Origin of the sequence: Pseudomonas sp. BSw22131 (assembly GCF_026810445.1) — a bacterium.
Classification (GTDB): domain Bacteria; phylum Pseudomonadota; class Gammaproteobacteria; order Pseudomonadales; family Pseudomonadaceae; genus Aquipseudomonas; species Aquipseudomonas huanghezhanensis.
Genome location: NZ_CP113949.1, coordinates 4,469,022 through 4,492,537, shown reverse-complemented (window position 1 = coordinate 4,492,537; position 23,516 = coordinate 4,469,022). Strand labels below are relative to the sequence as shown.

At 57.9% G+C, this 23,516-nt stretch carries 24 protein-coding genes and 1 pseudogene; 12 read left to right on the top strand and 13 right to left on the bottom strand.

The window, feature by feature from the left end; genetic code table 11:
* The first annotated feature begins 23 nt into the window (after positions 1-23).
* A complete protein-coding gene (locus OYW20_RS20320) occupies positions 24-1,661 on the top strand; it encodes a 5-guanidino-2-oxopentanoate decarboxylase (protein ID WP_268797708.1) in 1,638 nt (545 codons plus the stop codon).
* Between the two features lie 27 nt (positions 1,662-1,688).
* Here OYW20_RS20320 and OYW20_RS20315 read toward each other — a convergent pair whose 3' ends face one another.
* Positions 1,689-2,642: an AraC family transcriptional regulator gene (locus tag OYW20_RS20315; protein ID WP_408005425.1), complete on the bottom strand. Its 954-nt coding sequence runs from the start codon at positions 2,640-2,642 to the stop codon at positions 1,689-1,691.
* A 327-nt stretch (positions 2,643-2,969) separates the two neighbouring features.
* On the opposite strand from OYW20_RS20315, the gene OYW20_RS20310 reads away from it, so the two are divergent.
* Both OYW20_RS20310 and OYW20_RS20305 read left to right on the top strand, forming a co-directional pair.
* Positions 2,970-3,293, top strand: coding sequence for an antibiotic biosynthesis monooxygenase family protein (locus tag OYW20_RS20310; RefSeq protein WP_268797707.1), 324 nt, complete (start codon positions 2,970-2,972; stop codon positions 3,291-3,293).
* 35 nt (positions 3,294-3,328) lie between these two features.
* Entirely contained in the window at positions 3,329-3,568 is a 240-nt protein-coding gene (locus OYW20_RS20305) for a hypothetical protein (protein WP_268797706.1), read from the top strand.
* Here the strand turns inward: OYW20_RS20305 and OYW20_RS20300 are convergent, their stop codons facing one another.
* The 4 genes and pseudogenes from OYW20_RS20300 to OYW20_RS20285 form a co-directional block, all read right to left on the bottom strand.
* The gene (locus OYW20_RS20300) at positions 3,569-4,192 is read right to left on the bottom strand and encodes a flavin reductase family protein (protein ID WP_268797705.1); all 624 of its coding nucleotides are present in this window, start codon (positions 4,190-4,192) and stop codon (positions 3,569-3,571) included.
* Positions 4,193-4,376: 184 nt separating this feature from the next.
* Positions 4,377-4,778, bottom strand: a complete 402-nt coding sequence (locus OYW20_RS20295; RefSeq protein WP_268797704.1) for a hypothetical protein — start codon at positions 4,776-4,778, stop codon at positions 4,377-4,379.
* Positions 4,779-5,206: 428 nt separating this feature from the next.
* Entirely contained in the window at positions 5,207-5,515 is a 309-nt protein-coding gene (locus OYW20_RS20290) for a hypothetical protein (RefSeq protein WP_268797703.1), read from the bottom strand.
* Between the two features lie 156 nt (positions 5,516-5,671).
* Positions 5,672-6,032: pseudogene (locus OYW20_RS20285) on the bottom strand (IS30 family transposase); the annotation flags it as partial.
* Positions 6,033-6,209: 177 nt separating this feature from the next.
* Between OYW20_RS20285 and OYW20_RS20280 the strand changes: the two are divergent.
* Positions 6,210-6,692, top strand: coding sequence for a hypothetical protein (locus OYW20_RS20280; RefSeq protein ID WP_268797702.1), 483 nt, complete (start codon positions 6,210-6,212; stop codon positions 6,690-6,692).
* Between the two features lie 420 nt (positions 6,693-7,112).
* Here OYW20_RS20280 and OYW20_RS20275 read toward each other — a convergent pair whose 3' ends face one another.
* The 4 genes from OYW20_RS20275 to bglX form a co-directional block, all read right to left on the bottom strand.
* On the bottom strand, positions 7,113-8,435 hold the full coding sequence (locus OYW20_RS20275) for an MFS transporter (RefSeq protein WP_268797701.1): 1,323 nt from the start codon (positions 8,433-8,435) through the stop codon (positions 7,113-7,115).
* Between the two features lie 205 nt (positions 8,436-8,640).
* Positions 8,641-9,969, bottom strand: a complete 1,329-nt coding sequence (locus tag OYW20_RS20270) for a sigma-54-dependent transcriptional regulator (protein WP_268797700.1) — start codon at positions 9,967-9,969, stop codon at positions 8,641-8,643.
* Positions 9,963-11,735 carry an ATP-binding protein gene (locus OYW20_RS20265; protein WP_268797699.1) on the bottom strand — a complete coding sequence of 591 codons (1,773 nt, stop codon included), beginning with the start codon at positions 11,733-11,735 and terminating at the stop codon, positions 9,963-9,965. Before OYW20_RS20265 ends, OYW20_RS20270 begins: the two co-directional genes overlap by 7 nt.
* 142 nt (positions 11,736-11,877) lie before the next feature.
* The gene (gene bglX, locus OYW20_RS20260; RefSeq protein ID WP_268797698.1) at positions 11,878-14,172 is read right to left on the bottom strand and encodes a beta-glucosidase BglX; all 2,295 of its coding nucleotides are present in this window, start codon (positions 14,170-14,172) and stop codon (positions 11,878-11,880) included.
* A gap of 337 nt (positions 14,173-14,509) precedes the next feature.
* On the opposite strand from bglX, the gene OYW20_RS20255 reads away from it, so the two are divergent.
* The 5 genes from OYW20_RS20255 (at position 14,510) to OYW20_RS20235 (ending at position 18,353) form a co-directional block, all read left to right on the top strand.
* Positions 14,510-15,079 carry a LemA family protein gene (locus OYW20_RS20255; RefSeq protein WP_408005527.1) on the top strand — a complete coding sequence of 190 codons (570 nt, stop codon included), beginning with the start codon at positions 14,510-14,512 and terminating at the stop codon, positions 15,077-15,079.
* Positions 15,079-15,849, top strand: a complete 771-nt coding sequence (locus tag OYW20_RS20250; RefSeq protein ID WP_268797696.1) for a TPM domain-containing protein — start codon at positions 15,079-15,081, stop codon at positions 15,847-15,849. The genes OYW20_RS20255 and OYW20_RS20250 overlap by 1 nt, the downstream gene beginning before the upstream one ends.
* A gap of 28 nt (positions 15,850-15,877) precedes the next feature.
* The gene (locus OYW20_RS20245) at positions 15,878-16,495 is read left to right on the top strand and encodes a TPM domain-containing protein (RefSeq protein WP_268797695.1); all 618 of its coding nucleotides are present in this window, start codon (positions 15,878-15,880) and stop codon (positions 16,493-16,495) included.
* 118 nt (positions 16,496-16,613) lie between these two features.
* The gene (locus OYW20_RS20240) at positions 16,614-17,828 is read left to right on the top strand and encodes a class I SAM-dependent methyltransferase (RefSeq protein ID WP_268797694.1); all 1,215 of its coding nucleotides are present in this window, start codon (positions 16,614-16,616) and stop codon (positions 17,826-17,828) included.
* Positions 17,829-18,122: 294 nt separating this feature from the next.
* Positions 18,123-18,353 (top strand): hypothetical protein, encoded by a 231-nt coding sequence (locus OYW20_RS20235; RefSeq protein WP_268797693.1) that lies wholly within the window; start codon positions 18,123-18,125, stop codon positions 18,351-18,353.
* Between the two features lie 50 nt (positions 18,354-18,403).
* On the opposite strand, the gene OYW20_RS20230 is transcribed toward OYW20_RS20235, so the two are convergent.
* From OYW20_RS20230 to OYW20_RS20215, 4 genes are all read right to left on the bottom strand, one after another.
* On the bottom strand, positions 18,404-19,414 hold the full coding sequence (locus OYW20_RS20230; protein ID WP_268797692.1) for a DUF4917 family protein: 1,011 nt from the start codon (positions 19,412-19,414) through the stop codon (positions 18,404-18,406).
* A 180-nt stretch (positions 19,415-19,594) separates the two neighbouring features.
* Positions 19,595-19,900 (bottom strand): XRE family transcriptional regulator, encoded by a 306-nt coding sequence (locus OYW20_RS20225; RefSeq protein WP_268797691.1) that lies wholly within the window; start codon positions 19,898-19,900, stop codon positions 19,595-19,597.
* Positions 19,897-20,253 carry a type II toxin-antitoxin system RelE/ParE family toxin gene (locus tag OYW20_RS20220; protein WP_268797690.1) on the bottom strand — a complete coding sequence of 119 codons (357 nt, stop codon included), beginning with the start codon at positions 20,251-20,253 and terminating at the stop codon, positions 19,897-19,899. The genes OYW20_RS20225 and OYW20_RS20220 overlap by 4 nt, the downstream gene beginning before the upstream one ends.
* Positions 20,246-20,482: a hypothetical protein gene (locus OYW20_RS20215; protein WP_268797689.1), complete on the bottom strand. Its 237-nt coding sequence runs from the start codon at positions 20,480-20,482 to the stop codon at positions 20,246-20,248. Before OYW20_RS20215 ends, OYW20_RS20220 begins: the two co-directional genes overlap by 8 nt.
* Here OYW20_RS20215 and OYW20_RS20210 point away from each other — a divergent pair.
* From OYW20_RS20210 to OYW20_RS20200, 3 genes are all read left to right on the top strand, one after another.
* Positions 20,481-20,885 (top strand): glycine zipper domain-containing protein, encoded by a 405-nt coding sequence (locus OYW20_RS20210; RefSeq protein ID WP_268797688.1) that lies wholly within the window; start codon positions 20,481-20,483, stop codon positions 20,883-20,885. The two genes, OYW20_RS20215 and OYW20_RS20210, sit on opposite strands and share 2 nt — an antisense overlap.
* 299 nt (positions 20,886-21,184) lie before the next feature.
* A complete protein-coding gene (locus tag OYW20_RS20205; protein ID WP_268797687.1) occupies positions 21,185-21,817 on the top strand; it encodes a LysE family translocator in 633 nt (210 codons plus the stop codon).
* 614 nt (positions 21,818-22,431) lie between these two features.
* Positions 22,432-23,502: an alpha/beta fold hydrolase gene (locus OYW20_RS20200; RefSeq protein ID WP_268797686.1), complete on the top strand. Its 1,071-nt coding sequence runs from the start codon at positions 22,432-22,434 to the stop codon at positions 23,500-23,502.
* Positions 23,503-23,516: the final 14 nt, after the last annotated feature.

Genomic DNA, 23,516 nt, shown 5'->3' with positions numbered 1-23,516 from the left:
CCCGAAAACAAGGACTCAGAGACATGGCAACCTGCGGCGAAGTGTTGGTCAAGTTACTCGAAGGCTATGGCGTCGAGAAGGTATTCGGGATTCCCGGCGTACACACGGTAGAGCTTTATCGCGGGCTGGGCAGCTCGACGATCAACCACGTGACGCCACGTCACGAGCAGGGCGCAGGCTTCATGGCCGACGGCTATGCGCGTACCAGCGGTAAACCGGGCGTGTGTTTCATCATCACCGGCCCCGGCATGACCAACATCACCACCGCCATGGGCCAGGCGTATGCCGACTCGATCCCGATGCTGGTGATTTCCAGCGTTCAATCACGCAATCAATTGGGTGGCGGGCGCGGCAAGCTGCACGAGCTGCCCGTACAGAGCGCCTTGGTGGCAGGCGTCGCGGCGTTTTCTCACACGCTGATGTCTGCCGCGGACCTGCCCTCTGTACTGGCGCGTGCGTTTGCAGTGTTTCAGGCCGGCCGGCCGCGCCCTGTCCACATCGAAATCCCGTTGGACGTGCTGTTGGAGAATGCCGATGCACTGCTCGACAGCCAGCCCGTCAGTATCAGCCGTGCCGGTCCGTCGCCTGCCGCGATAAAGCAGATGGCGACGTTGCTGGCCCACGCTGAGCGTCCGTTGATCCTTGCGGGTGGGGGCGCTATCGATGCAGCCGAAAGCTTGACCCGACTCGCGGAGCGACTGGCGGCGCCCGTTGCCTTGACCATCAACGCCAAGGGGATGCTGCCGTCCAGCCACCCATTGCTTATTGGTTCCACGCAATCCCTCGACCCGACCCGCGAGTTGATACACGCCGCCGACGTTGTCCTGGCGATTGGCACCGAGCTGGCTGAAACCGACTACGACATTACCTTTCAGGGGCACTTCAAAATCCGCGGCACGCTGCTGCGCATCGACATCGACCCCGATCAGACGGTGCGCAACTTTGCGCCGAAAATCGCGCTGGTATCCGATGCCCGAACCGCCGCCGAGGCGCTGGTCCTTGCGCTGGACAATGAGCATCTGGCACCACGTGGCGATGACTGGGGCCACAAGCGCGCCGCAGCACTGCGCGAAAGCCTTGCGACGTCCTGGGATGAAGCGACTCGCGGCCAGACAGTGTTCCTCAAGACCGTGCTTGAAGTGCTGCCCAACGTGGTGCTGGTCGGCGATTCAACGCAGCCGGTCTACACCGGGAACCTCACGCTGGACCTGGACCATCCGCGCCGCTGGTTCAATTCATCCACCGGCTACGGCACGTTGGGTTACGCCTTGCCCGCAGCCGTGGGCGCCTGGCTCGGCAGTCAGGACAAAGGCGAGTGCAATCCTGTGGCCTGCCTGATCGGCGACGGTGGCTTGCAGTTCACGCTCCCGGAGCTGGCCAGCGCAGTCGAAGCGCGCACGCCCATCATCGTCCTGCTGTGGAATAACCAAGGCTACGAGGAGATTAAAAAGTACATGGTCAACCGCGACATCGAGCCGGTCGGCGTGGACATCTACACCCCGGATTTCATCGGGGTGGCCAAAGCGCTGGGCTGCGCGGCTGAGGCGGTGAGCAGCGTCGCCCAGCTCAAGGCTGCGCTAAATGAAGCAAATGATCGTCAAGGGCCCACTGTGATCGAGATCGATCAGCGCAGCTGGATGAAGGGATTGAGCGAAGCGTAACGCGGTGGCTGATCCCGACGCGCACACTCACAAGCTCTTGCGCAAACGGGCGAGATCGCGTAACGGCGGTGCGCCAAATAGCCGGCTGTATTCGCGGCTGAACTGCGAAGGGCTTTCGTAACCCACTTTATAGCCAGCGGCGGACGCTTCCAGTCCGTCGTTGAGCATCAGGCGACGGGCTTCCTGCAAACGCAGCTGTTTCTGATATTGCAGCGGGCTCATGGCGGTGACCGCCTTGAAACGATGATGCAAGGTCGAAACGCTGAGGTTCACTTCCCTGGCCAGTTCGTCGATACGAAGCGGCTGTTGATAATGTTCGTTCAGCCATTTGATCGCCTGCGTCACACGGTGCGTCTGACAGTTGGCAATCGCGATTTCGTACAGCTTGTGTCCTTGCTGCCCACGCAGCAGGCGATAGAGTATTTCGCGATTGATCAACGGCGCCAGCATCGGTATGTCTTTGGGGCTGTCGAGCAGCCGGATCAAGCGAATCACGGCGTCGAGCAATGTACTGTCGATACGCTCTATGTACAGACCACGCCCGCTGGGCCGCGAGGGCACACTCATGGGGCCCGCTTCGGCGATCAGCGCGTTGATCTCGGCAGGGTCGATGTCGATCCGCATCGCCAGATGTGGCTCTTGCGACGAGGCGTAGACGATCTTGCCACTGATGGGCATCGCCACTGACAACACCAGGTAATGCAGCGGGTCGTACGTGAAGCTGGCGTCCCCCAGTTTCACGTCCTTGCTGCCCTGGGCCATGATGCAAAGCGCCGGCTGGACCAAGGTCGGAATCGACTGCGTCGGGGACTCGTGTCGCACCATGTGCAGCGCCTTGATTGCCGTCTGCTGGCTGCCCTCACTTTTGGAGTGGCGCAGAATCAGATCGGTCAACTCGACGCGTTGTTGCTCCATCTGAGCGCTCAGTTCGGGCTGCTTGACGGGGCATGGCAACGCGTCTTGGCTGGCTGCGTTTGGCATGGGTGGATCCTCTGACAGGCGTACATTGGGTCACAGCTTATTTTTGTGCAAGCAATGGCGTTAGGCGAATCCTGCTGGATGATTGCCTGATTCTGTCGTGGTCGGGTGAATGCCGCAATGCGCAGCCCTGAGCGCAGGCGCAACTTGCTTGAAAGTCCTCGCGGTGGGGTTCGGGGTTTTGCATGCTTGCCGCACCCGTACGCGTCATTGGCGCAGGATCAGGCAATCACCGCGCAGTAATCGGCTAACCAGCAATCGCTTTGCGCCTTTACGCTTCATTCCTGCCGCAACGCCTCCCTTCGACGCGGCCTTAAAGGAGTGCAGACCATGCCCAGATCCTCCATCGTGATTCACCATGTCACCGCCCGAGCCCGTAAAGGGCACAGTGAACGACTCGGCGCGGCGCTGAGCGGCCTGGTGGGTCTCGCATCCGCCGCGCAGGGTTGCCTGCATTTTGCTCTTGAGCAATCCACCACCGACGCTGAGTCGTGGGTGATCAGCGGCTCATGGACGGGGGAGCAGGCGATGAATGCCTGGCTTGGCTCTCCTGACCTGTCCGTTTTTTCGGAACTGGTCCAGCAGTGCGTCGTCAGCAGCTTCGATTTCGAGACGTTCGTGAGCGTGGGTGCGGCCGAGGCCGAGGCGGTCTAGAATCTGCCCTTTTACTTCAGGCAGGGATCAATCTCATGGCTCGCAAAGAATTTCAGTATTTCGAGGCGGTGTCTGCCGCGTCTCCGGGTGAAGACGGTTACAGCGCCGCAATCGCGGTAAAGGGTATTGGCGCTGGTGGTGCACCGACGTTTAATCGTGTGCTGCAAGACCAGCGTTTCAAGACTGCGCTGGAGGCCGATCAGGCCGCTGTTCAGGAACTGGAGCGGCTGATCGACGTAACGCCTGAAGGCGAACTGCTGTTCGCCCAGGATTAATCAGGACTGCGGTCGATACATTTTGAACAGTGATTCAGGGCCCAGCTGGAAATAATCAGCCGGGCCGCCGCCGCGCAAGATTGGCTCGCCGGCAGCGGTGTCGTAAATCCCGTCCTTGAGCAAGCGCTTGGCGATATGCACCGCCACCACTTCCCCCAGAATCAGCCAGCTCGGCACTTCGGTTTTATCCGCCCGTTGCAGCTGAATGATCTGCGTCACCTTGCATTCAAACGCCACTGGCGTTTCCTTTACGCGGGGCACCGAGACAATGCGCGAAGGTTCTGCAGTCAATCCTGCCAGCTCGAACTCACTCACATCCGGCGCCACTGGGGCGCAGCTTTGGTTCATCTGCTCGGCCAAAGGCCGCGTTGCCAGATTCCAGACGAACTCACCGGTTTGCTCAATATTGTTGAGGCTGTCTTTGCGGCCAACGCTGCAAAAACCAATGATGGGCGGGATGTAATTGAAGGCGTTGAAAAAGCTGTACGGCGCCAGGTTCAGCCTGCCTTCTTTGTCGTGGGACGAAATCCATCCGATAGGTCGTGGGCCGACGATTGCGTTGAAGGGATCGTGTGGCAAACCGTGGCCGTTGGCGGGTTCGTAGAAATGGATTTCTTCTGACATGGCGCGCTTCCTGAAGAGCTGATATGACGGTAGAGATTAATGAGGGTCGTCATAGTGCAAGGCATTAGGGCAGGTTTCTACACCTGTATCGCTGGGTTTGACAACGCCACGCAGATTTTCTCATGCCTCAGAAACGATCAAGCCCGGCAGATGCCGGGCCAGGTATGGAAAGGTGAAGCGGTTGTTAGCTGACGCGATTGTTGCCTACACGGTCAGCACCATCTGCTGCCAGACGGTTGGCACCGATGTGATCTGCGCCATCAACGGCTTGACGGTTATTGCCGACGCGGTCAGCACCATCTGCTGCCAGACGGTTGGCACCGATGTGATCTGCGCCATCAGCAGCTTGACGGTTATTGCCTACGCGGTCAGCGCCGTCAGCGGCCAGACGGTTTGCACCGATGTGATCCGAACCATCCGAGGCCTGGCGATAAGAGCCGGTGTGAGAAGCATTAGTGTGGGAAGAACCACCTTCTGCGACAACAGTGCCATTTAGTGCAGAATAAGTTTGTGTGCCTGGCAGTGCAAAAGCGCTCGATGCCAGAAGTGAAAGTGTGAGGCCCATAATCAGTGTGTTGGTTTTCATGATAGTGACTCCATCAAAGTTCAAAAAAGTTCAAAAGTTTGTTAACTCGGTATGGAGCCAATCTTACGCGTGCAACGATTAAGTAGAAGTTAACAAGGTTGCTAACGAACATCGCTATAAATGATAGTTGGCTGAGATGCCCGATTTTAAAGCGCTCCAGCGGATTGTGGGCTGCATTGGGGCGTTTCTCTGTCAGTTTGGTAATTTAGAGTGTTGACAGATTGCCTTTCGTGAGTGTTGACGATTTTCTTCGCGAAGGGGATCAATGCACAGGTGCTGGGCCGAGCGGGCTTCTGAACGACATTTTTCATCTTCAGTCATGACAGGCGGGTAGGGCTGAGGCAAGTAGGGCAAGGGTTTTAGGGGCTTTGCGCGGAAAAAACTAAGCCCGGCAAAAAGCCGGGCTGGGGGAGGACGTCGAAAAGCGATCAACTCAAGCGATTTGCGCCGACACGATCAGCGCCATCAGCAGCGAGGCGATTTGCACCAATATGGTCAGCGCCATCAGCAGCAACTCGATTTGCACCGACGCGGTCAGCACCGTCAGCGGCTACGCGGTTTGCACCAACACGATCAGCGCCATCAGCAGCCAACCGACCTACATTGGTGTGGGAAGAACCGTTTTCAGCGACAAGAGGCGCATTGATGTGTTGAGTTGTAACGTTGCCTGGAAGTGCAAAAGCGCTACTTGCAAGAAGAGAGAAAGCCAGGCCGAAGATCAGTTTGTTAGTGTTCATGTTAGTTGCTCCAGATCGATGATTAAGTGCGTAACTCGGTATGGGGGCAACTTTACTCGGCTATGGATTATTAAGAAGTCAATCGTGTTGTTAGCCATCATCGTTGAAATTGATACTACAAAAACCGGGCGGTTGCAGAAGCTGAGTGCAACACAGTTATTGACTTGAGGCTGGGGCCGTATCATGCATTCCCATTACTTCAGTCATTACTTCAATCGGACATTTAAAACCGAATCGCTTACGAGGACGAATATTCATTTGATAGAGAGATGGCGTCCAGCGCCTCCTGACTGTAGCCCGGCAGGTCAGTACCTTGGCGAATCAGGCCGTTGATGTTCTCGTTACTGCCGCGCTGCCAAGGGCTATGCGGGTCACAGAAGTAGATTGCTACCCCAGTTTTTTGCGTTATTTCAGCATGCCTGGCCATTTCCCGGCCCCGGTCATAAGTTATGCTTTTACGCACCGAAAACGGCATGCTATTGAGCGCAGCGCTGAACCCCTCGACGGCAGAATCAGCTCCTTGCGCAACTGCCCAACAAGCAGCGCGTAGATCGCGTTAGGGGTCAGATAGGCGAAGAAAGTGGCTTCTCGTTTACGCCGACCTGTCAAAAAAACCTATCTAACAAAAAAATCTGTACTAGCCTTACTAAGGCAACAGAAAACGTGTCATTTTCACTATACAGGGAGTATTTTCATGGAAACTAAAGTCTACGCAAACAAAGGCTGGCAACACATCGGAAAAGTGCTTGAAGCAGGTAATCTGTATGCAGACGGGGAATGGTGCTTTAATACCAATGAACGCCAGGCTCGAACCTGCAACTCCAAGGGATCCGGCTCAGCCGGAAACTATTACATCATTGAGATCGGCAAGGGTGATAACCGTTATCCCTATAGCGGCGACAGGGCTAAAGTTGGTCAGTTGATCTTCAGGGTAGGAGAGCATGGCTCGCCAGAGGCTATGGATATCCGTGGAGAGTTCAGCGGTGGCGAAGATCTGTGGATGACGATTAACGATACCGATATTGAAAATAACGATGGCTTCTTGACGCTCAGATTCGTTTCCGCGGCAGCCTCTCAGGCCTATGAGGATCGGATGAAGCCTACAAACTCCTATGGCGACCCTATCGGGACTCAGTACACCCGAGACGGTGCCGGCAATTATGTGAGGGTGCGTTAAGTCAGTTACTTGAAAGCTCTGCGGGGCTATGGAATCCAACATAGTCCCGCCCCGGTTATTCGTGCACTGAAAACTTAACGACACTCAATGAGTAAGCACGGTAAGCGTCTACCCTACACACCTTGCGTAGTTGAACGGGCGCCCACTCATGCGGCAGCAACGTAAGCGTTCTATAACACCTTCCCATTGCAACTACTGGCGCCGTCGATCGATACCCCCATCATGCAGGGCGTAGATCGCGAATATGGATAACGGCATGCCAAGATTGTCATTCACCGTCAGAATTTCGGTCACATACTGCCTTGCCCCTTATATCAATTCAGGCACTTACCTTCCATCCGCGGGTGCGCCGACGCGCAAAAAGGGCAGCGCACGTGAGTGGGCTGCCCTGGTTTTTGCTGGCGGGAGGGTGGTTTTCGGTCAGTCGGTTTCGATCCGCGAATGCTTGCGGGTGTCCTTCATGAATACGTAAACCAGCAGCGAGCAGGCAATACAGGCGGTGACATACCAGTAATACCCGGTCTCCATGCCGATGCTTTTGAACCACAGCGCGATGTATTCAGCGGTCCCGCCAAAGATCGACACCGTCAATGCGTACGGCAGGCCGACGCCAAGGGCGCGGATCTCGGTTGGGAACAATTCGGCTTTCACCACTGCGTTGATCGAAGTGTAACCACTGACGATGATCAACGCCGCCATGATCAGGAAAAATGCGCCCCACCAGCTTTGCACGGTGTGCAGCGTGGTCAGGATCGGCACAGTGCACAAGGTGCCGAGCACGCCGAATGCGATCAGGATCGGGCGCCGACCGATTTTGTCAGAGAGCGCACCTACGACAGGTTGCAAGAGCATGAACAGAAACAGCGTCGCCGCTGAAATACTGGTGGAGTCCGTGATGCTCATGCCAACCGTGTTCACCAGGTATTTCTGCATATACGTGGTGTAGGTGTAGAAAGCCAGTGTGCCGCCCATCGTCAGGCCAACCACCGTCATCAGCTCTTTGGGATGACGCATCAGCGTGCGCATCAGGCTTTCTTTTGGCTTGTCCTTTTTGCGGGTGAATGACTCGGTTTCTTCCATGCCGCGGCGCAGGAACAGCGCGACCACAGCGCATAATGCGCCGATACCAAACGGAATACGCCAGCCCCACGACGTCAGTTGTTCAGTGGTCAGTGTTTGTTGCAGCACGATCAGCACAGCCAGCGCGATGAGCTGACCGGAAATCAGCGTCACGTACTGAAAGCTGGAGAAGAAGCCGCGACGCTCTTTGGTTGCCATCTCGCTGAGGTAGGTGGCGGACGTGCCGTATTCGCCGCCTACGGACAGGCCCTGCAGCAAGCGGGCGAACACCAGAAGGATCGGGGCGCCCACGCCGATGGTTTCGTAACCTGGGGTGAGGGCGATGATCAGCGAGCCGAAACACATCAATAGCACCGAGGCCATCAGGGCGGCCTTGCGACCTTTGCGATCCGCATACAGGCCCATCAGCCAGCCGCCGATGGGACGCATCAGGAAGCCAACGGCAAAAATGGCGGCGGTGTTGAGCAGTTGTGCGGTGGTGTCGCCTTTGGGGAAGAAGACTTTGGCGAAGTAGAGGGAGAAGGCGGCGTAAACGTACCAGTCGTACCACTCGACCATGTTGCCGACAGAGCCGCTGAAAATCGATTTCAGACGGCTTTTGGTGGTTTTTTCAGCGGTCGGCGCAGCAGCCGACCCTTTCGACAGAGTGTTGGGAGTATCCATGAGATGCCTGCTTTTCATTGTTTTTAGAAGGAACGCACCGGGGCGCTCTAATGATCTTGATAGCAGGAGCTGTGCCAGCGGGAAAACGTGGCTCTAGAGGGGGGTTAGCTGAATTTATGAGCGGAATTCCGCTGGTGACGGCGCAAGGCGTAAGCGGAAAACCGCCGATCGCTCAGTGAAAACCGGGCGGTCATGCTGAGCAAGGTCAGTCGACAAAGGTTTCGCGCAGCAAGCCGTGACGCTGCATTTTCTCGTTCAGCGTGCGGCGGGGCAGTTGCAGCTCGTTGAGCACGGCCTTGATATCGCCTTTGTGACGCGCCAGCGCCGAGCGCAGGCAGTGGGCCTCAAACGCTTCCTGTTGTGCGGCGAGGGACTGACCCGCCTGAGCTTCAATCGCGTGCGGTGCGTCCAGGCCCAGCACGTGTCGTTCGGCGGCGTTGGCCAGTTCACGTACGTTGCCCGGCCAGTCGTGGCTAAGGAGGTGACTCAGTTGCGCACCGTCCAGCACCGGCGTGCTGCGGCCCAGGCGTTGCGCTGCAACCTGGGCGAAGTGACTGAACAATGACGGGACGTCTTCGCGCCGCTCACGCAACGGCGGCAAACGCAGCTCCGCGACGTTCAGACGGTATGCCAGATCCTCGCGAAAGCGTCCGGCGCGGGCTTCCTCCAACAGGTCCGGTTTGGTGGCCGCAATGATTCTCAGGTCAACCGTGATGCTTTGGTTGGAGCCCAGACGTTCCAGGCGTCGGTCCTGAATCACTCGCAACAGCTTGACCTGCTGCGCCAGCGGCATGCTTTCGATTTCATCCAGAAACAGCGTACCGCCGTCAGCGTATTCGAGCTTGCCGATGCGCTTGCCTTGAGCGCCCGTGAATGCTCCCGTTTCGTGACCGAACAACTCGGCCTCGAACAACTGCTCCGGGATCGCCGCGCAATTGAGCGCCACGAAGGGTTTGCCCGCTCGCGGTCCAAAGTCATGCAGGCAGCGTGCGACCAGTTCCTTGCCGCTCCCGGTTTCCCCGCGTATCACCACGTTGACCGGCAAAGTCGCCAGATCAAGCACCTGGCGGCGCAGGGTCTGCATCCCCGCAGACTGACCGATCAGCGTGGCGTCCAGTCGGGTCCTGGCGTCGGCGCGCTCATGCAGTCGGCGGTTTTCCAGCACCAGCGAGCGCTTCTCAAGCGCACGGCGCAAGCTGCTGAGCAAGGTTTGAGGGGTAAACGGTTTTTCCAGAAAGTCATAAGCGCCGTCACGCATCGCGTCGACGGCCATCGGCACATCGCCATGCCCTGTCAGCAAAATCACTGGCAGATCGGCATCCAGCGATTGCAAATGCGACAACAGCGCCAGCCCGTTCATATCCGGCATGCGCACGTCGCTGAGGACGACACCTGGAAAGTGCTCCGGCAGATTCTCAAGACAGTCCTGCGCACGGCTGTAAACCTGAACGCTGAAGCCAGACAGCGTCAGCCATTGCTCGACCGCTTCGCGAATGGGGGCTTCATCGTCAACCACAATCACCGAGTTCAGCATGCAGGCTCATTCTCCAACGCGTTGGGTAGGCAAAAGAAAAACACTGCGCCGCGCCCTTCGTCGCCCACGCAATGATTGCTCGCACTCAAGCGTCCGCCCAGCTCGTGAACGATTGCATAGGACACCGCCAGCCCGAGCCCCAAGCCGTCGCCCACCGGTTTGGTGGTGAAGAAGGGATCGAAGATGTTCGCCAGATGCGCCTCGTCGATGCCGCCACCACTGTCACCTACGCTAAGGCGCCAGTTGTCTTCTTCTTGATCGATACGGATTTCCAGACGTTTGAGTCGTTTATCGCCCATGGCATCCAGCGCGTTGCGCAACAGATTGATCAGCACTTGTTCCAGGCGAATCGCGTCGCCGCGTACCCAGGCTGGCCGCGTGAGGTTGAGCACACAGCTGACCCGTTCGTCTCGCAAACGGGCATCGAGCAACAACAGCGCCTGATCGACTACCGATGCCAGATCAAGGCGCTCGCGCAGGCCGCCAGGGCTTTTGCGCGCGAAAGTTTTCAGGTGACCTGTGAGCGCCGCCATGCGCGTGAGCTGTTGATCGAGCAGCGTCAGGGCGTTATAGGCGTCGTCCACGCGGCCGTGATCGAGCAGCAACCGCAGCGTCGCCAACTGCATGCGCTGCGCGGTCAGCGGTTGATTGATTTCGTGAGCCAATGCGGCAGACATCTGCCCGAGCGCCGCCAGCTTGGTTGATTGCACCAGCCCATCCTGTGCCGTGCGCAGGTCTCGCGTGCGCACTTCCACCAGTTGCTCGAGTTCATCACGGCTGCGCTGACGTAACCGCGCCAAACGCCAGCGCTGATAGAGAAACAACCCCAGAAACACCAGTGTCAGCCATACGCCGGCTGCGGCCAGTGCAGCATTGCGGATGTCCTCCGGCGCCACTTGCGGTTTGCGCAACAGGTGCAGGGTCCAGCCTTCGTGGGGCAGCGGTAGCGACTGCCAGAGGTAATCGACACTGCCATCCGGCGCCTGTACACGGCTCAACTGGCTGGTCTCGCTGAAGATGTGCAACGGCTGTCGCTGGAGGGGCATTAAAGGTTGTTTGTCGTACTGGCGGGTGGCGGTCAGTTCCGCCTGGTCCTGGCTGGACAGCGCGTGCAAGGCCCGGTAGCGCCAGCCCGGCTGATTGGCGATGAACACGATGCCTTTGGCGTCGCTGACAAGCAAAAGATCATCGCCTTGCGCCCAGTTGTGCTCGAGGTCGGGAAACTCCAGCTTGACCACCATTGCGCCAAGGAAGCGTCCGTTTTCATCGAGTACCGCGTTGGACAGAAAGTAACCGGGAATGCCGCTGGTGACGCCGACGGCATAAAAACGGCCGGTGCCCTGTGCCCGCGTCTGCTGGAAGTAAGGCCGAAACCCGTAATTGTGGCCGACATAACTGCTCGGCAAGCGCCAGTTGCTGGCGCCCACCGCAAGGCCTGTCTGATCGAGCAGCTCCAGCGTTGAAGACTGCGCAGCGCCGTTTATGTGCTCGAGTTTGACGTTGAGCGCTTGCGTTGCCTCGGCGCTCACCGGACCGCTCAGCGCCTCGCGCAATTGCGGGTCCAGCGCCAGCACGGCGGGCAGGGCGCGATAGCGTTCAATCAAGGTTTGCAGCGTATTGGCGTAAAGAGACAGTTGGTCCTGAGCACGACTGGCATCGTCTTCAAGGGCATGGGTTCGGGCTTGATGCATCGCCAGCGTCGCCGCCAGCACCGCCCCCGCGAGGATGAGGGCTGCGCAGAGGAGGAGACGGGCGGTGCGGGGCATGGGGGCGAGCCTTTTTATGAAGGAGCTTTAGATGCAACGCCGAGGTGGCGAGACTGCGATGGTGATGTCCGGGATGGTGTCCGGGATGTAGCGCATCGCAGTGTCGCGCAGCTCGTAAGCGCCGGTTAAGACCAGTGGGCGCTTACAGCAGATTGAAGCTGGCCTCTTTCACGTCCACCGAGTCCAGCCCGATCATCACCTTGAATTCGCCGGCCTCTGCCGCGTATTTCAGCGACGGGTTGAAGAACTTCAGGTCTTCTTCGCGCAGCGTAAAGGTCACGACCTTTTCTTCGCCGGGTTCGAGCATGACCTTCTCGAAGTTCTTCAGCTCCTTGACCGGACGGCTCAACGATGCGGCGATATCACGCAAGTAGAGCTGAACCACAGTGGCTCCCGCGACTTTGCCCGTATTTTTGACGGTAACGCTGGCGGTCAGCTTGTCCTTGCGGGTCATGCTGGTGTTCGACAGGGTGATGTCCGACACGCTGAAGTCGGTGTAACTCAAGCCATACCCAAAGGAGAACAGCGGGCCTGTGGGCTCTTCAAAGTAGTTCGACGTGTAGTTGGACTCGTTCGGGCGATAAGGACGACCGGTGTTCAGGTGATTGTAGTAGGCGGGGATCTGGCCCACCGAACGCGGGAAGGTCATGGCCAGTTTGCCCGACGGGTTGTAGTCGCCGAACAGCACGTCTGCCAGTGCATTACCGCCCTCAGTTCCCAGGAACCAGCTCTCGACCATTGCATCGGCCAACTGGTTTTCTTCATTGAGCGCCAGAGGACGCCCGTTCATCAGCACCAGCACCAGCGGTTTGCCGGTGGCCTTGAGGGCCCTGATCAAATCACGCTGACGACCCGGGATGACAATGTCCACGCGGCTGGCGGCTTCGTGGGACATGTTGCGGGATTCGCCGACCACGGCAACGATCACGTCAGCCTGCTGAGCGACTTTCACTGCTTCATCGATGATTTCCTGAGCAGGACGTGGATCGACGGTGATCTGATCGTCCATTTTATTCAGGTAGGTGATGGCGTGCTGGTTGTCGGTGACGTTGGCGCCCAGTGCGAACACCAGTTTCGCCTTGTCACCGACCGCATTGGCCAGACCGTCGTAGGCGCTGACGGTTTGTCGCGCCAGACCCGCTGCTGACCAGCTGCCCATCATATCCATCGAGCTTTTGGCCAGCGGACCGATAACGGCGATGGTGCCTTGCTTCTTGAGTGGCAGGGTGTGGTTGTCGTTCTTGAGCAGCACGATACTTTTGCGCGCCACGTCGCGGGCGGCTTCGCGGTGCAGACGGCTCTCATCGTTGCGGTCGGCCGGGTCGTTCGCAGCCGAACCAATGCGCAGGAACGGGCTGGCGAACAGGCCCATTTCCCACTTCGCGCCGAGTACTTCGCGCACAGCGTTGTCGACTTCCTTGATCGACACTTCACCGCTTTTCACCAGACCCGGCAGCTCTTCGCCGTAGGCCTTGTCGTTCATGCTCAGGTCGACGCCCGCCTTGATCGCAAGCTTTGCCGCTTCACGGAAGTCTTTGGCGACGCCGTGGTCGATCAGCTCCTTGATGGCGCCGTGGTCGCTGACGGTGACGCCTTTGAAGCCCCACTCCTTGCGCAGCACGTCCTGGAGCAGCCAGGCGTTGGCGGTGGAGGGCACGCCGTTGATCGAGTTCAAGGCAATCATGACGGCGCCCGCACCGGCATCAATGGAGGCGCGATACGGCGGCAGATAGTCCTGACGCATGCGCACCGGGCTCATGTCCACCGTGTTGTAATCGCGGCCGCCTTCAACGGCGCCGTAAAGCGCGAAGTGCTTGACCGCCGCCATGATGCTGTCAGGCGCTTTTGTGTTGTTGCCCTGAAAGGCCCGGGTGATGGTGCTGGAGATGCGCGACACCAGATACGTGTCCTCGCCGAAACCTTCGGAGCTGCGGCCCCAGCGTGCATCGCGGGTGATGTCGACCATCGGTGCGAAGGTCATGTCCAGACCGTCGGCCGAGGCTTCGATTGCAGAAGTGCGGCCGGTCTGGGTGATCGCGTCCATGTCCCAGCTCGCTGCGAGCCCGAGGCTGATCGGGAATATGGTGCGGTGGCCGTGCACGACGTCGAAGGCGAAGAACATCGGGATCTTCATGCGGCTGTGAGCGACGGCCGCGTCCTGCATGGCGCGGTTATCGGGCAGAACCACCGAGTTGAATGTACCGCCTATCCGGCCAGCGGCGATTTCCTTGAGAATTTCTGACTTGGGCATTTCCGGGCCGATGCTGATGAGACGCAGCTGACCGATTTTTTCATCGAGTGTCATCTGCTGCATGAGCTTGGAAATGAAGGCATTCTTGGCCTGTAAGGTAGAAGCATTGTTGCCGTCAGCGTTGGCGGCAAGCGCAGACTGACTGACCAGACCAACCACAAGACCCAATAAACACAGCTTATTCATGAATGTTTTCTCAAGGCGTTGCTCGGCAACTCGCGTGGAATACCGTGCAGCCATTATGTTCGGGGATTCAAAACTTCGGCTTTTATTGTGATCAGTGCGATGTGTTCGCTGAACTCTTTGATGCCGATGAGTATCTGTAGCGCAGCAAGTTTTATCTGATTGCCTTTCAGCAATCCAGCACCTGACAGCGCGTTGGGGAAGATTATGCCGGGGATCGCCTGATTTGGCTAAAGTCATATCTGACCGGAAGACATATCCATCATTTCTAGGGAGCATCAAGGCCATGCAAATCCAACACCACGAGCACTTTCGAGGTCATCGTTACAAATTGTCACTGATGCTCTTGATGGTGTTGAGCACGTTTCTGGCCGGTTGCGGAATCAACAACATTCCGACCTACGACGAGCAAGTGAAGGCTGCCTGGGCGCAGGTGCAGAACCAGTACCAGCGCCGTGCCGACCTGATCCCCAATCTGGTGGAAACGGTAAAAGGCTACGCCAAACAGGAGCAGGACACGTTGACCGCGGTGATTGAAGCGCGGGCCAAGGCCACTTCGATTCAGGTCGATGCCAACACCCTGAACGACCCGGCAAAGCTCAAGCAGTTTCAGGATGCACAAGGCCAGTTGAGCGGTGCCTTGAGCCGTTTGATGGTGGTGTCGGAGCGCTATCCGGACCTCAAGTCCAACCAGAACTTCCTTGCCCTGCAATCTCAGCTTGAAGGCACCGAAAACCGTATCGCCGTTTCGCGTCGGGATTTCATCGCCTCCGTCGAGCGCTACAACACTGAAATCCGTACCTTCCCGGGCCGCCTGTGGCACACCGTGATGTACAGCGATTTGCCTATCCGCCCGAATTTCGAGGCTACTTCTGCGGATGCGGATAAAGCCCCGCAAGTGAAATTCTGATGCGCGCGCTGCGGCGGGCCTTGCAGGTTGCCTCGTTGTGCGTATGCGCCGTGCTGGTTACGTTGCCCGCGCACGCAGCCCTCAGTTTTCCGGCGCTGACCGGGCAGGTGGTCGATACCGCCGGCATGCTTGATGCCCCAAGTACCGAGCGTCTGTCGCAAATGCTGCGTGCCCATCAGCAGTTGACCACTGAGCAAGTGGTGGTGGTCACGGTCCCGAATCTGCAAGGCACCAGCATCGAAGACTACGGCTATCAACTCGGCCGTCACTGGGGCATCGGCCAGAAAGACAAAGACAACGGCGCGCTGTTGATCGTGGCGCGCGATGATCGCAAGGTGCGGATCGAAGTGGGTTACGGCCTGGAAGGTCGCCTGACTGACGCGCAGTCTTCGGTGATCATCAACCAGGTCATTACGCCAGCGTTCAAGAAAGGCGACTTTGTCGGCGGGATCACTCAAGGCACAGAGGCCATCGTGCAGGTGTTGGGCGGCGATCCGCTTGCCGAGCCAGCAGCCGGCGCGACGGGCAACACCGAATCCTCCAGCTCCCTGTTCGAGAGCCTGGCGTTTCTGGTGCTGTTGCTGATCTTCATCTTTATTAATCTGCGCGGCGGGCGTGGACGCTCCGGTGGCGCCGGTTACCTTGGCGCCGGTGCACTTGGCGGTCTGGGCGGGCTTGGCTCGCGCGGCGGCGGTGGCGGTTCGGGTGGTGGAGGTTTTAGTGGGGGCGGTGGCAGTTTTGGTGGCGGTGGCGCGTCTGGCAGTTGGTAATTGATCGCTCAACAGGAATGTGCACAGCATGTCGCTACTTAATGAAGAAGAACAACGACAGGTCGCTCAAGCGATTGATCACGTCGAACGAGGCACCGACGCGGAGCTGGTGACGGTGCTTGCTGCGTCCGCCGATGACTACGCATACGCGCCGCTGATCTGGGCGGGAGTGGTTGCATTGCTGGTGCCCGGGCTGAGCAACCTGTATTTCGGCTGGCTGGACGCCAACGAGCTGCTGATGGCGCAAATCGCCACGTTTATCGTGGTCGCTCTGATCGGCTGGCTGCCAGCGATAACCAGCCGTCTGGTGCCCATGCGCGTTCGGCACTGGCGCGCGGGTAACCTGGCGCGGCGGCAGTTTCTGGAGCAAAACCTGCACAGGACAGCAGGCGGCACCGGAATCCTGATCTTCGTCAGCGAGGCTGAGCGTTATGTCGAAATCCTGGTGGATCACGGCATTTCTCACCGGGTGGACGACAGTGTGTGGCGGGCGATGGTCGATGAGTTCACCCAGCGGGTGCGTGATGGCCAGACGCTGGAAGGGTTTCTTGGTTGCATTCAGGCCTGCGGCGAAGTGCTCAGCGAGCATGTGCCGGTCACACAAGGACGCAATGAGCTGCCCAACCGGTTGATCGTTTTGCAGTGATGCATGGCGGCGGTTTCCGATCTGCGGATGACCGCCGGGCCACAATTAAATCCACCTGCGGCGCGCATCGCGCCTAAAATACCGGCCTCGCATTTTCTGCTCCTTGAGGCTTCACCCGATGTCCGTCACTGCACCCAACGCCGCTTCTGCGCCGGATCACCGCGCTCAGTTTCTGAGCCTGCTCGACACCTGCCTGACGCAAAATTCGCTGATCAAGCTGGTTCTGGCCAAATACGTCGGAGCCGAAGCTGATCTGCAACGGGTGATCATCAAGCCTTTGACCGTCAAGGATCAGCCCTGCCTCTCTTTCGTCTACCGCTATAAAACGCGTGACATCACCAAGAATCACCCGCTCGACGAAGCGCAGGCGCTCATTGCTGAGCTGTTGCCTGATTCATTCAAGAACGCTCATTTGCTGTCGCTCACCGATGAGGTGCAGCTGGAATTCAGCAAGAAGGGCAAAAGCACGCTGTTCCGTAACAAGGCTCAACAACAGCGTGAAGCGCCTTCTGCCGAACATGATCGCGAGAAAAAGCGTTACCTGGAGCTGACCCGGCCGTTCCTGATGGATCTGGGCGTGACCAATAAACAGCATGAGCTGATCCCGGCCATGTCTCGCAAGTGGAAGCAGATCAACAAGTTCATCGAGGTGTTTTCCCACGCCTTGACGACGTCGCCCATCAAGCTCGATCAGACGATTACCGTGGCCGATTTCGGCTCCGGCAAAGGCTATCTGACCTTCGCGATCCACGACTACTTGCGCAATACGCTGCAAGCCGACGGGCAGGTCACGGGTGTTGAGTTGCGCGAGGACATGGTCACGCTGTGCAACAACGCCGCCTCGCGCCTGGAGCATCCGGGGCTGGTGTTCAAGCATGGCGACGTGCGCTCGGTAGCGCCGAGCGAGCTGGACGTGATGATCGCCCTGCACGCATGTGACATTGCCACCGATTACGCCATTCACACGGGGATTCGCTCGGGTGCGTCGATCATCATGTGTTCGCCATGCTGCCACAAACAGATCCGCTTGCAGATCCAGAGCCCGACGCTGCTGCGGCCGATGCTGCAATACGGTTTGCACATGGGGCAGCAGGCGGAAATGGTCACCGATGCCTTGCGCGCACTGCTACTTGAGGCCTGTGGTTACGAGACCAAGGTTTTCGAGTTCATTTCGCTGGAGCACACCAATAAGAACAAGATGATTCTGGCGGTCAAGCGCGCAACCCCGTCAGACCCTACAGAGCTGCTGGCAAAGATTCAGGAACTGAAAACCTTCTACGGGATTCAGGAACAGTGCCTGGAAACGCTGCTCAAAGCCGACGCGCTGATCTGATCAATCTGTAGAGCCAACGTGTGGGCGAGACGGCGGCATGGGTTGAATCCGATGCGCCGCCACGCCAATGAGCTCGCGCCTACAAACTCCCATGGTGTCGGCGACGACCCCCTTCAACGTCACGGCCAACAGCGCCTGGAATTGTCCCTCGTACTTCTTGTCCGAAGCCGCTTTTGCCTGGGGCGTGAAGTTTCACCCGCGCCGCCTCGACATTGGTTCGAAACTTGAATGCAACCTGACTGCAATCGTTTGATGGTCAAATTTGCGTAAGAGCATTCAGCCAGGAGAAGCGTCATGTCAGATATCGGAAAGTGGGCGTTGCAAGCGGTCGTCGTGTTCCTGTTCGCCTGGCTGGCCATCGCGGCAGCGCAATGGAGCAACAGCGTCATCAAAACCACCAGCAGCGACCGATTGGCGGCGTTGAGCAGCGTGCGTTATTCGCTCGAACCGGTCGCCTCCAGCGTCAATAAAAAGACGCAGGGCGGGGCGGTTGGTGTGGGGGCTTTGGCACAAGGTAACGAGTGATTGATTGCCGGTGGGTAGATTTGAAGCGGTGCCGAGAAAGTTGTTTTCCCTCAGACCTTCAAACTGTCCACCGGAACCAGAAAATCGGCATTGCCCAGCGGGTGTGTCTTGGCGTTGAAAAACTTCAGTTCCGATCCTGACTCGGCAAACAGCGCGCTGTAGTGGCGCTTTTGATGCTGAATGAACGCGTCGCTGCGCGGCAGAATCGAGAGGGCGATCGTGGCAGGTTTAGCCTCACGTACCGCCTCGACGATATGCCGATCCTGTTTGCCCAGCGCATGCCCGAAGATGCACAGCGCACCCTCGTGGCGGGCCAGTTGCGCATTGCAAAACGACAGGTAGTCAGAGCCTCGAATCACTTTGAGCTTTTCCTGCGCGCTGCCTTCGCAGACGAACAGCGGCACGTCATCCAGCGCATTGACTGCAAAACTGCCCAGCAGGGTGCTTTCCGATGACAGCAATTTGCGAGCGCTGCCATCGAAGTTCTTCACCAAGTGCATTCCACCGTGCAGGTACAGCAAGCGTGTGCCGCTGGCCTGGTTGGCGTGCAGGTTGAACGTGGCGTCTTCGCTGAAAAGGTCATCGAACGGCGCTTGCCCGTGCATCGCAGCCCAATAGGTGATCAAGTCGTAGTTGGTGGAATACACCGTGCCGTATTGGCTGAGTGCCTGACTGATGGCGAGCAACGTATGTTGCTCCATCAGCCGCCAAGGGATATGCACCGAGCGCACACCGTGGATCAACGCTTCCTTGATCGCAAAGTAACGATTGCGCGGTGAGGACGAACTGATTGTCAGTGCGGCGTTTACCCGGATAGACGTCTTGAGGGCGCTCAATACAGGCTCGAAATTCTGAGTCTCCATCGCTTTGAACAGCGCAAGCTCGGTCGGGCTTAGCGGCTTGTTGCGCGTGGTTTGCGCCAGCTCGAACAGCGAGTCGTAGGAAAAGTTTTTCCAAACGGCCAGACTGGCGCCGTTGCCCAGCAACAGCCCGGAACACGGCGTGGTGGCCTGCACATCGTTCCAGTCGCCAAGGGCTGCGTCAAAATCCGTGAATTCCATTGTCTCGCTTCGCTATCGGTTTTAAGGGCGCCGTGGCCGGGCACGCCAGAACGGAGAGGACTTATAGGAACCTCGGCCAACAATGTCAACGACCGGCCATGGCGTTGCCCGGTTCAAATTAAATCGAACAAGTGGTTTCGCTTCACAGCTGTGGGGTGATGGTGGGATGAGGTGTTCGTGTCAGATTGAAGTCGTTAGACCTGGCTCAGGAACTAGCCTGATTTCAACGCGCTGGCCCAACGCTCGCGCCGCGCTGGCGAGTGTCGCCAGTGTCATCCCGGGATCGTTTTGATCCAGTGCTCGATCCACTGCCGTTCTGCTGGTGTGCATGCGCTCGGCGAGTGTTTTTTTGGTGAGGCTCTGGGCCTTCATCAATTCCGCTATTTGCCAAGCAATCACGCGTTTCAAAGCGGTCGCAGAGACCTCCTCGGCAATGCCTTGCTCGTCTAGAAACTCGTCGAAGTCAGAGCCTATATGTGTGCTCATTGAGCGTCTCCTAAACTGGATTTGCGATGTCTTGCCACCTGTAAGTCGGCGGCCGGAGTCTTTTGCGATTTCTTTATGAAGCCATGCAGCAAGACCATTTCACCGCCCTTGACGGTGAAGATTATCCGGGCAATCGTCCCGATAAGATGGGTCCGCACTTCCCATAACCCGTTTTCAAGCTTGCGTACCACTGGCATTCCCAGCGGCCAGCCAAACTGAACAGTCTTCACGTCGGTTCCTATTTCTTTACGCGATGCCTTTGACAGCTCACTGAGCCAGTTTCGGACAGGCTCATTTCCATTCTCGGACCGGAAAAATTTGACTCGCAAAACCGTTGGGATCGTATCAGGCATCGAGTGTACCAAAAAAAGTGCATTTACCAGGTGTTGCGATCAGGGTGCTTGCACCATGAAGGTTGGCGTGAGGTATCTGGAGCCTAGTGCGTTGCTTGACTGTGCGGAGGGTTGCTGTATTGCCGGACATGACGGCTGTCTGAAAGACCCCTTGTTTACCGATACGTCGATTGCCCAGCTTCACGTATGCATCCACAATGCCATCATCCTCCACAGAGAAACTCATCATGCGCAGCACTCTTTCCGTTTTGGGCCTGACCCTTGTGATGTCTCAGACCGTATTCGCAGCGGGCGATGGCACGGCAGCAGTAGGTGGCGGCCTGGGCGGGGCGCTTGGTAACGTGATCGGCCAGCAAATGGGCGGCAGCACCGGCGCTGCAGTGGGCGCTGGTGTCGGCGGCGCGGCAGGCGGTGCGGTCGGCGCGAAGAAAGGCAATCGTGTGGAAGCCGCGCTGGGCGGCGGCATCGGCTCGGCCGGTGGCTCGTTGATCGGTAACCAGCTCGGCGGTTCCACCGGTTCAACCATCGGCGCAGGCCTGGGTGGCGCGGCAGGCGGCGCGGTCGGCAATAACCTGGGCAATGACGATGGCCACAGCTCCAAAGGCAAGAAGCACAAGCGCAAGCATCGGTGATGACTGAGCGGTAATTCGCTCACACCCGACGCACAAAAAAACCGGCTCTGAAGAGGCCGGTTTTTTTATGCTGAATCAGCCGGTTGAGGCGACCTCAGACAGCCGCTGCTGGCAAAAACCTCAAGATACCTAGAATCTCGCGACCGGCTTTGCCCACACGATCTGAGGGATGATTCACGTCATCGTTGACGGGAATTTCCTCAAAATCAAACGGGCTAACACCTGCCAGGCATTAAGCGTTGATACCAGGTTGATTGGGATAGAATCGTCCCAGGTGAGGATAGGTAAGTGAGAAGCCTGTGGTCGACTTAAATAACCTGCTGTTGGTATTCACTGCCTACATCATTGGAGCCGCAAGTCCTGGGCCCAGTAACATGCGAATAATGGGCGTCGCGATGCACCAAGGCAGGCGCTCGGCACTCATGCTTGCGGCAGGTGTAATAAGCGGGTCGTTGTTGTGGGGGACGTTAGCGGCAACGGGCGTTTCGGCGGTGTTGACGCAGTATGCGCAAGCGCTGGTAGTCCTCAAGGTTTTGGGTGGAATCTACCTGCTTTATCTGGCGATCAAAGCAGGCAGATCCGCCCTCACGACTGATGAGAAAACTGCGACGCAATTGGCCGCAGTTCCCGGCACCTCAGGGTTCAGACTCTTCCAGCGTGGCTTGCTAATGCATCTCACAAACCCCAAAGCGTTGTTGGGATGGGTGGCCACGATGAGTCTCGGGTTGGGGCCAGGCGCATCCTCATTGACAGTTGCAGTGATACTCGCCGGATGCACCTTGCTCAGCATTACGATCTTCTGCGGTTACGCCATCGTCTTCTCTACTGCGCCCATGATTCGGGGATACCGTAAAGCTCGTCGCTGTATCGAAGGATCATTGGCGATGGTCTTTGGCGCTGCTGGCGTAAAGTTGCTGTTCACGGGGAGCTGATTGCCGTAGCGATAACACTGAATACCGGCTTTTTGAATTTTCGAGGGTAACTCGCCAGGTCGTCCGGTCAATGATGCCAGTTGGCAAGGGCGGTTGTTGTAGTGGTGTCCATCGACGGCGTTCAAATACGCTGCTCGGATAGGCAGTATTGGAAGTTGAGGTGCAACGCTAGCCCCGCCTGACCTTGTGCGCAATCTTCAGCCCATATGAACTATCGCCCCTTGAGATCCTTTGGTGAGCCGCCACTTTGGCGTCCTGGCTGGAGGTGACGATAATGATCCAGACCCCTCCAATGCTCTCTTGTCAAAGCCCGAGCTCAATGTTTTTCCAATCCTGTTTTTCAAGACGCACCGGCGCCACGATGTTAAATAATGTTAGAAAAAAATTAACTTAACATGATTTGATCATTGGAGGATTATCTCTCCAACACCCGTGACCCCCTGACCAAAGTACAAAACAGGATGGGAACGAAGATCCCCCCTATGTAAACCCAGCAGCGTTGCGCCACGGTGGCCCCGACACAAGGGCCAGCGACCGGAAGGCGCGTTAAGTGATCAATCTCCTGCAGGTACTGGTGCGCAGGGCTACTAAAATAAAAACAATAGGACATACACATGCATAGATTCATTTCACGTCCCGCGATCGGGTTGTTGTTTTCTCTAGCCTTCCTCGGCTCCGCCGTCAGCGCCGCGCCGTTACCCGCCACGACCGAGGGCGACTGGATCGCCCCGCAGTTCACCTTCCATACCGGTGAAAAACTCGCCAACCTCAAACTGCACTACATCACCCTTGGCAATCCCAAGAACCCCGCCATCCTTTACTTGCACGGCACCTACCGGCCAGGCAGCGATGTGCTGAGCAAGGATTTTGCCGGGGAGCTGTTCGGCCCAGACCAACCGCTGGATGCAAGCAAGTACTACATCATCTCCACCGATGGCATTGGCGTGGGCCAGTCCAGCAAACCATCGGACGGCTTGCGCACTCGGTTTCCGGAGTACAACTACAACGACTTGGTTCAAGCCCAGTATCGGTTGGTCACTGAAGGCCTGGGGGTCAAGCACCTTAGGCTGATCATCGGCAACTCCATGGGCGGCATGCAAACCTGGATGTGGGGCCAGACCTGGCCGCAGATGATGGACGCACTGGTGCCCATGGCGTCCCAACCCACCGAAATGTCATCCCGCAACTGGATGATGCGCCGCTTGCTGGTGGAGTCGGTCAAGCAAGACCCGGCCTGGAACAACGGTAACTACAGCGCGCAGCCGCCGTCCCTGCGCTTGGCCAACGCGATGTTCAGCGTCGGTACCAGTGGCGGTACCCTCGCTTATCAGACGGCTGCCCCGACCCGCGCCCAGGCCGACAAACTAGTGGATGAGCGCCTCAGCGCTACACAAACCGCCGACGCCAATGACTTCATCTACCAATGGCAATCTTCCGCCGACTTCAACGCAGCCCCCGGTCTGAAAAAAATTCAAGCTCCGGTGCTGGTCATCAATTCGGCGGACGATGAGCGCAACCCACCGGAAACCGGACGGCTGGAGGCGTCGATGAAAGAACTCAAGCACGCACGGCTATTACTTATCCCCGCCAGTGAAGACACCCGTGGCCACGGCACCACGAGCATGGCGAAGTTTTATAGCAAGGAGCTGGGGCAGTTTATGCACGAGACTGAAAAGGCGAGCTAAATCCGCCCGATGAT

Coding starts and splice junctions, on each gene's coding strand:
- OYW20_RS20320 (WP_268797708.1), top strand. CDS start 24: ATGGCAACCTGCGGCGAAGTGTTGGTCAAGTTACTCGAAGGCTATGGC.
- OYW20_RS20315 (WP_408005425.1), bottom strand. CDS start 2,642: ATGCCAAACGCAGCCAGCCAAGACGCGTTGCCATGCCCCGTCAAGCAG.
- OYW20_RS20310 (WP_268797707.1), top strand. CDS start 2,970: ATGCCCAGATCCTCCATCGTGATTCACCATGTCACCGCCCGAGCCCGT.
- OYW20_RS20305 (WP_268797706.1), top strand. CDS start 3,329: ATGGCTCGCAAAGAATTTCAGTATTTCGAGGCGGTGTCTGCCGCGTCT.
- OYW20_RS20300 (WP_268797705.1), bottom strand. CDS start 4,192: ATGTCAGAAGAAATCCATTTCTACGAACCCGCCAACGGCCACGGTTTG.
- OYW20_RS20295 (WP_268797704.1), bottom strand. CDS start 4,778: ATGAAAACCAACACACTGATTATGGGCCTCACACTTTCACTTCTGGCA.
- OYW20_RS20290 (WP_268797703.1), bottom strand. CDS start 5,515: ATGAACACTAACAAACTGATCTTCGGCCTGGCTTTCTCTCTTCTTGCA.
- OYW20_RS20280 (WP_268797702.1), top strand. CDS start 6,210: ATGGAAACTAAAGTCTACGCAAACAAAGGCTGGCAACACATCGGAAAA.
- OYW20_RS20275 (WP_268797701.1), bottom strand. CDS start 8,435: ATGGATACTCCCAACACTCTGTCGAAAGGGTCGGCTGCTGCGCCGACC.
- OYW20_RS20270 (WP_268797700.1), bottom strand. CDS start 9,969: ATGCTGAACTCGGTGATTGTGGTTGACGATGAAGCCCCCATTCGCGAA.
- OYW20_RS20265 (WP_268797699.1), bottom strand. CDS start 11,735: ATGCCCCGCACCGCCCGTCTCCTCCTCTGCGCAGCCCTCATCCTCGCG.
- bglX (WP_268797698.1), bottom strand. CDS start 14,172: ATGAATAAGCTGTGTTTATTGGGTCTTGTGGTTGGTCTGGTCAGTCAG.
- OYW20_RS20255 (WP_408005527.1), top strand. CDS start 14,510: ATGCTCTTGATGGTGTTGAGCACGTTTCTGGCCGGTTGCGGAATCAAC.
- OYW20_RS20250 (WP_268797696.1), top strand. CDS start 15,079: ATGCGCGCGCTGCGGCGGGCCTTGCAGGTTGCCTCGTTGTGCGTATGC.
- OYW20_RS20245 (WP_268797695.1), top strand. CDS start 15,878: ATGTCGCTACTTAATGAAGAAGAACAACGACAGGTCGCTCAAGCGATT.
- OYW20_RS20240 (WP_268797694.1), top strand. CDS start 16,614: ATGTCCGTCACTGCACCCAACGCCGCTTCTGCGCCGGATCACCGCGCT.
- OYW20_RS20235 (WP_268797693.1), top strand. CDS start 18,123: ATGTCAGATATCGGAAAGTGGGCGTTGCAAGCGGTCGTCGTGTTCCTG.
- OYW20_RS20230 (WP_268797692.1), bottom strand. CDS start 19,414: ATGGAATTCACGGATTTTGACGCAGCCCTTGGCGACTGGAACGATGTG.
- OYW20_RS20225 (WP_268797691.1), bottom strand. CDS start 19,900: ATGAGCACACATATAGGCTCTGACTTCGACGAGTTTCTAGACGAGCAA.
- OYW20_RS20220 (WP_268797690.1), bottom strand. CDS start 20,253: ATGCCTGATACGATCCCAACGGTTTTGCGAGTCAAATTTTTCCGGTCC.
- OYW20_RS20210 (WP_268797688.1), top strand. CDS start 20,481: ATGCGCAGCACTCTTTCCGTTTTGGGCCTGACCCTTGTGATGTCTCAG.
- OYW20_RS20215 (WP_268797689.1), bottom strand. CDS start 20,482: ATGATGAGTTTCTCTGTGGAGGATGATGGCATTGTGGATGCATACGTG.
- OYW20_RS20200 (WP_268797686.1), top strand. CDS start 22,432: ATGCATAGATTCATTTCACGTCCCGCGATCGGGTTGTTGTTTTCTCTA.